The sequence below is a fragment of the Candidatus Hydrogenedentota bacterium genome (genome assembly GCA_018005585.1).
Taxonomy (GTDB): domain Bacteria; phylum Hydrogenedentota; class Hydrogenedentia; order Hydrogenedentales; family JAGMZX01; genus JAGMZX01.
This window is the reverse complement of the sequence record JAGMZX010000006.1, coordinates 1-6,788: the sequence shown is the minus strand read 5'-3', so window position 1 is coordinate 6,788 and position 6,788 is coordinate 1. Positions and strand designations below refer to the sequence as shown.

General features: G+C 65.1%; 3 protein-coding genes. 2 read left to right on the top strand and 1 reads right to left on the bottom strand.

Features of this window, described 5'->3' with window-relative positions:
* Positions 1-23: 23 nt before the first annotated feature.
* Together KA184_01805 and KA184_01800 are read left to right on the top strand one after the other, a co-directional pair.
* The gene (locus KA184_01805; protein ID MBP8128286.1) at positions 24-4,928 is read left to right on the top strand and encodes a hypothetical protein; all 4,905 of its coding nucleotides are present in this window, start codon (positions 24-26) and stop codon (positions 4,926-4,928) included.
* A gap of 1 nt (position 4,929) precedes the next feature.
* Positions 4,930-5,757: an enoyl-CoA hydratase gene (locus KA184_01800; GenBank protein ID MBP8128285.1), complete on the top strand. Its 828-nt coding sequence runs from the start codon at positions 4,930-4,932 to the stop codon at positions 5,755-5,757.
* 7 nt (positions 5,758-5,764) lie between these two features.
* Here the strand turns inward: KA184_01800 and KA184_01795 are convergent.
* Positions 5,765-6,788, bottom strand: a 1,024-nt coding sequence (locus KA184_01795; protein ID MBP8128284.1) for a metallophosphoesterase, incomplete at its 5' end; no start/stop codon positions are given.

Below are 6,788 nucleotides of genomic sequence, written 5' to 3'. Positions count from 1 at the left end.
ACGTTTTGCCGGGCAACGCCCGGGTGGCGGCATGGACGTTCGGCAGCGCGTACAGCGGTTACATGACCGGCCTGGCGGCCCTGTTGTCCAGGGAAGACCCGGAAGGCCGCGCCTGCTTCGATGCGGTGACCATCATCGATACGTTCCATCTGGTGCGCGTTGTGCGCGCCGATTTGCCCGAGGATGACGAGATTCCGGACTTCTTGTTGAACGAAGTGGGGGACGGCGCGCCCGATGTCCTGTGGACCGGCGCGGGCGAGCAGGACTTTGTGGCGCAGGCAAGCAATGTCGTCTTCGGGCCGGTGACCAAACAAGCCAAACTCGCGTACAGGCTCACGGCATCCATGCCCGCGGAGTGGGGATACCTCATGGTGGATAACCCGCTCCCGGATACGTACATCGTGGGACGTGTATTCCGCGATGACGGGCGCGTGCTGCCGCCGGAGAATTGTTGGCTGACACGGCGCACGATAAGACTGCTTGGCGGCGGTACGGAGGAGGAGAGCCTGCTGCATTTGCTGGACTATGGTGGTCCGGGCGCGTATCTGGTGAATTTTCAGTCGACGGTCGAGGTCGATGAGCCGCCCGTGGCGGATGCGGGCGCGGACCAGAACGCCTATCTGGGCGATGTCGTCACGCTGGACGGAACCGGCAGCCAGGACCCGAATAATGACTTCATGATTTACCTCTGGACGTTTCTGGAGAAACCCGCGGGCAGTGCCGCCGAGTTCGATGACAAGAACGCCCAGACGCCCAGTTTCACGGTCGATGTCCGGGGTGACTACGTGATTCAGCTCCAGGTGAGCGATGGCTTGCTGGACAGTCCACCGGACACGACGGCCGTCCACGGATTGAACCGGCCTCCCGTGGCCTATGCGGGCGCGGACAGGACTGCGGCCGTCGGTGGAAGCGTGGCGTTGGACGGCAGAGGCAGCCAGGATGACGACGGCGATACGCTGACGTACGCATGGTCGTTCAGCCAGCGCCCCGGGGGCAGCGCCGCAACCTTTGAAAATCCGGCAAGCGCGACACCCGGCTTCGATGTGGATGCGCCGGGCGTGTATGTCGCGCAATTGGTCGTGAACGACGGCATCGACGACAGCGCGCCGGACAATGTTGTGATTACGACGGACAACCAGATTCCCGTGGCGGTGGCGGGTCCGGCGCAGACGGTCGCGGTGGGCGCGTTGGTCACGCTGGACGGCGGCGGTAGCTACGATCCGGACGGGAGCGGGGAATTGACGTTCGCATGGACGCTGGTGTCGCGGCCGGCGGGCAGCGCCGCGGTGCTTTCAGGCGCGGGCACGGCAAACCCCCAGTTCACCGTGGACGTTGCGGGCGACTACGTGGCGCAACTGGTCGTGAATGACGGGGAAGACAACAGTCTGGCGGACACGGTGACGGTCAGCACGCAGAACAGTCCTCCCGTGGCCAATGCGGGGTCTGACCAAACCGTTGCCGTGGGCGGATTGGTGACACTGGACGGCAGCGCGAGCTATGACGTGGACGGCGTGTCGGGCGGATTGCGTTTTTCGTGGTCGTTCCTGTCACGCCCGGCGGGCAGCGCGGCGGCGCTGACGGGCGCGGCGACCGCGCGGCCCACCTTTATCGCGGACGCCGACGGAGAGTATCTCCTGCGATTGGTGGTGAACGATGGCGCCGTCAACAGCGCTCCGGACACGGTGACGGTCAGTACCAGCAATACGCGGCCCGTGGCCCGCGCCGGCGCGGACCAGACGGCGCGCGTTGGAGACGTGGTCACGCTCGATGCAAGCGGCAGCTCGGACGCGGACCAGGATGAATTGACCTTCTCGTGGGCGTTTCTGTCGCGCCCCGCGGGGAGCACGGCGGCGCTGACCGCGCCCGCGACGGTGCGCCCTTCTTTCACGGTTGATGTTGCGGGTGCGTACATCGTGCAGTTGGTTGTCAACGATGGCGCGCTTGCCAGTTTGCCAGACACCGTAACCGTCAGCACGATTAACAGCGCACCGGTGGCGAACGCCGGTCCGGACCAACACGTCCAAGTGGGCACGGTCGCGACACTGGACGGCAGCGGCAGTTCCGACCCCGACAGCGATGAATTGACGTTCTCATGGAGTCTCACGTCCCGGCCGGCGGGCAGCGCGGCAACGTTGATCAATCCGGCATCGGTGACCCCGTTCTTCACGCTGGACCGTACGGGTGAGTACGTGATTCAGCTCGTCGTACACGACGGCAAAGCGGGTAGCGTGCCCGATACGGTCAAGGTGAGCACGCAGAACGGCGCGCCGGTGGCGAATGCGGGCGCGGACCAGAGCAAGCAAGTCGGTGAAGCGGCGTTCTTGAACGGGAGCGCCAGCCGTGACCCCGATAATGACCCGCTGACCTACGCGTGGAGCTTTGCCTCGCGGCCGGCGGGCAGCGCGGCTATGCTCGCGCAGGCAAACACCGTGCGCCCCAATTTCGTCGTAGACGCGCCGGGTGACTACGTTGTCCAATTAACCGTAAACGACGGCGAATTAAGCAGCGACCCGGATACGGTGCGCATTACCACGATCAATAGTCCGCCCGTTTCGGACGCCGGGCCGGACCAGACCCGTGGCCTGACGGAAACCGTGGTGCTGGACGGCAGCGGCAGCAGCGACCCGGATAATGACGAACTGTCGTACCAGTGGAGTTTCACCTCGCGTCCGGAGGGCAGCGCCGCGGTGCTGGACGGCGCGGATACGGTCAGTCCGCAATTTGTAGTGGACGTGGCCGGCACGTATATCGTGCAGCTTGTCGTCCATGACGGTGCGGAGAGCAGCGCGCCCGACACGATGCAGGTGAGCACCGAAAACAGCGCGCCCGTGGCGGATGCGGGACCGGACGCCACGGCGTTCGTCGGTGATACGGTGTCGCTCGACGGCAGCGGCAGTTACGACGTGGACGGCGACCCGCTCGAATACCTGTGGCATTTTGTGAGCCGGCCGCCAGTGAGCGAGGCGGTTCTTCTCGACGGTGGTACGGTGTCGCCCCGGTTCCAGGTCGATGCGTCCGGCGAATATGTCTTGCGCCTGGTCGTAAACGACGGTATCAGGACCGGCGAAGCGGATACGGTGACGGTCAGCACCGAAAACAGCGCCCCGGTCGCGCGAGCAGGTTCGGACCAGACGCGTTTCGTGGGGCAAACCGTGTCGCTGGATGGGCGCGACAGCATCGACGTCGATGGCGACGCGCTCGCGTATACGTGGTCGTTCACCAGCCGTCCGGCGGGCAGCGCCGCCGTGCTGCAGAACGCGAACGAAGCAGTGGCATCCTTTGTGATCGACGCGCCGGGTTCCTACGTCGTTCAACTGGTGGTGCATGACGGTACGGTCAGCAGCGCCCCGGATTCCGTGGTGGTCTCGACGGCCAACAGCAAACCCGTGGCCAGCGCCGGCACGGACATTTCAGCATTGGTCGGGCAGACGGTGCGTCTCGATGGACGCGGGAGCGCCGACGCGGACGGCGACGCCTTGACGCACCGGTGGAGCCTTTCAGCGCGGCCGCCGGGCAGCAACGCGTTTCTTGTCGAGGATACTACGCCAAGACCGTTGCTGACGCCCGACGTCCTCGGTCACTACGTCGTGCAGCTCATCGTGAATGACGGCAAGGCGGACAGCACGCCGGATACGGTTTCGGTTTTCGCAACCGACGTTGACGCCGGCTGTGTGAGCCCGCCGGAGGCGCCCGAGAGCGTGTCAGCCAGCGACGGGCTCTTTGAGGACCGAGTGGAGGTTATCTGGTCCGAGGTGGAAGGAGCGACGGAGTACCGCGTGTACCGCAGCGATACCAATGACCCCATTACGGCTGCGCCCGTTACCGGCTGGCTGGCAGCGTTGTCGTTCACGGACGTGTCCGCGGCGCCCGAAACCGCCGGCGGTTGCGGCGGTTGTGCCGGCGCGCCGGAACCGGGTCCGGCATACTTTTATTGGGTGCGGGCGCGCAGCGCGGAAAACTGCGCGAGCGGGCTGGCTGGACCGGATTCGGGGTATGCGGCGGGCGGAGGCAAAGCGTGGTTTGGCTTTGATTCCGTATTTGTGGAGGCGCTTCCCGGCGGAATGCTGGAAACCGGCGTGCGCGCCGCGGCGCCGGGCGCAACGCTGTACGTGCGGCTGCGCGATGCGTCGGGCGAAGCCATCGAGCCCTCGTCGGTTTGGGGTGAGGTGCGCGTTGGCGATGCATGTGACCACGCCATCGCATGGCTGCCTTCGGCGTGTGGCGATGAAGCGGACGGCTGGGCCGCGTGGGCGATGCCGCAGTCCTTGACCGAAGGTGCGGAGATCGTGTTCAGCGCGGGCGCCGAGACAGTCGCGGGACGCCGCGTGGGGCCTGTGGAACATCGGTTCGTCGTCCGCGGCGAGACGGACGTGCGGACGCCTGTCTTGCAGCCGGACTATGCCGACATGGATGCCAGCAGCCTTGACCTGACCTTGGAGTCGAACGCACTGGTGCGTGTGTCGTTGGCGGGCGATGGCGGCGCGCCGGATGAGGCCGTTCCGGTATACGAGGTCGAACCCGGCGCGGCGTATCCGGTCCCGCAACGGATATGGTTGCCCATTCCGTCTGGCGTTCCAGCACGCGACGTGGCCGTCTTCTATTTCCTCGATGACGCGGCGGGCGGGCGCTGGCTGCCCGCGGACCGCCTGGCGGGCTGGCTGATGCCCGAGCATACGCTCTGGCTGGAATGGAATGGTGAGAAGTACCTGGGCCTGTTGGTGACGCACGGCGGCGCGGTACGGACAGGGTTGCTGCATGAGACGCTCCAGTCTTCGTCAGTTGCGGCGGAAACCGGCTCCCCTTGGGGCGACTTGCTGGTGTCGGCGCTGGCGATAGCGGCCGCCGTATTGTCTGCGCGGCGCGTACGCGCGCGTCAGGCGCCGTGTGCAGCAGCCTTGATGATTGCCGGCATGAAAAAGGAGCGTTAAGTTGGAATTCCATGAAGTACGGTATGAAGTCGCGGACCGGGTCGCCATAATCACGCTGAATCGCCCCGAAAAACTGAATGCGTGGACCTTTTCGATGGAAGCGGAGTGGCGGCGCGCCTTGGCCGATGCCTCGGCGCGGACGGATGTGCGCGTCATCATATTGACGGGCGCGGGCCGCGGTTTTTGCGCGGGCGCCGACTTCGGGCTCTTGAGCAGCGTACAGGAGGGAACCTTCGACGCGAGCATGATTCCGGGGGACGAGGTCTCAGGCGCCGAAGGCGCGGGCGTGCGGGAGGATTTCCGCAAGCCCTACACGCTTCTTCCGGGCATAGGCAAGCCGATTATCGGGGCGATCAACGGACCGGCGTATGGCCTTGGGCTGGTCCACGCTCTGTTCTGTGACGTCCGGTTCGCCAGCGATAGAGCCGTTTTCAGCACGGCGTTCGTGAATCGAGGGCTTATCGCGGAGCATGGCGTTGCCTGGATACTGCCGCGGGTCGTAGGACTGGAAAACGCGCTGGACCTTCTGTTGTCGGGACGGAAAGTGGATGCGGCGGAAGCGTTGCGCTTGGGACTGGTGAGCCGCGTCGTGCCGCACGAGGAGTTGCTCACTGCGGCGCGTGCATACGCTCAGGGCTTGGTTGCCTCCAGTTCGCCGCGGTCGATGTCGGTCATCAAACGGCAGATTTGGGACAGCCTGCTCATGGAATTGGGCCCCGCCACGGACGTGGCTATTCAGGAGATGTTCGACAGTTTCGGGACGCAGGACTTTGCGGAAGGGGTACTCGCCTTTCTGGAGAAACGGCCACCCCGATTTGAGGGCGCGTAGACACTGCTCACGCCGGCTTCTTTTGCGCCCAGGGCGTATCTTCGTAGCGCGTGATCTGCACGCCGGACGTTTCGCGCCAGCGCGTCCCGTCCGCAAGAATGGATTCCCAGGCGTATGCGCCGGTCTCGCAATTGACGGTGATAATCTTCGCGCCTTTCGGCACGCGGCTCGCGCCGTAGCCTGCGTGGCCCGTCGCGCGCCCGTAGACCAGGTCGATACCGTCGACGCGGCACGAAAAGTCGTTGATGTGGTCGTGGCCGCAAAAACAGGCGCGCACGCTCCCCAGCGACCGGAGCCATCCCAGGGTTGAGCCATCCTCGCTGCGGTGCGCAACCTTCTCGAAGCGCGCGCCCGCCGCCTTGCCTGCCTGCCACATATCGTCGTACTGCTTGAGCGGAATGTGGAAGAGGGCGAAGGCGTGGGACGTGCACGGCCGTTGCTGGCGGCTCGTACGCAGCGATTCCAGCCACGCGTGCTGCGCCGCGCCCAGGCCGCGCTCGTTGGAATTGAGACAAATCAGGTCCCAGCACGGCTTGCCCGCGCGGTCGGTAATCTGGACAGTATAGTTGCCGCCGCCCGGACCGCCGCGGTACAGGGAGCGCGGTGCGCTCGTGAACGCTTCGTGCCCCGTCTTGTAGTCATCCAGTTTGTCGTGATTGCCCCATACAAAGAGCCAGGGGACGCCAAGCGCGCTGATCTTCTCGATGCCGAAGCGCATGAATTCCTCGCCGCGCCCCTGAGGGTTATCCTGCCACAGGTCGCCGGTGAGCAGCAGCAGGTCGGGTTGCGTCAGGTCGATAAGATGGGGGAGCTCCGCGTTCGTTTTTTCGTCCTGACGCGGACGCGGACTGGGCATGAAGAAGTGTATGTCGGTTATCTGGAGTGCACGGAAGTTCGATGGCGTGGGTATGGCCAGCGTGGCGCAGGTTGCTGGATTCGCGTCCCACGGCTCGCATCCAAGATTCGACACAGCGGTGGCGCCGGCCGTCGATTCGCGCAATACCAGAGCGCCCGAAGTCATAGCTGTCAAG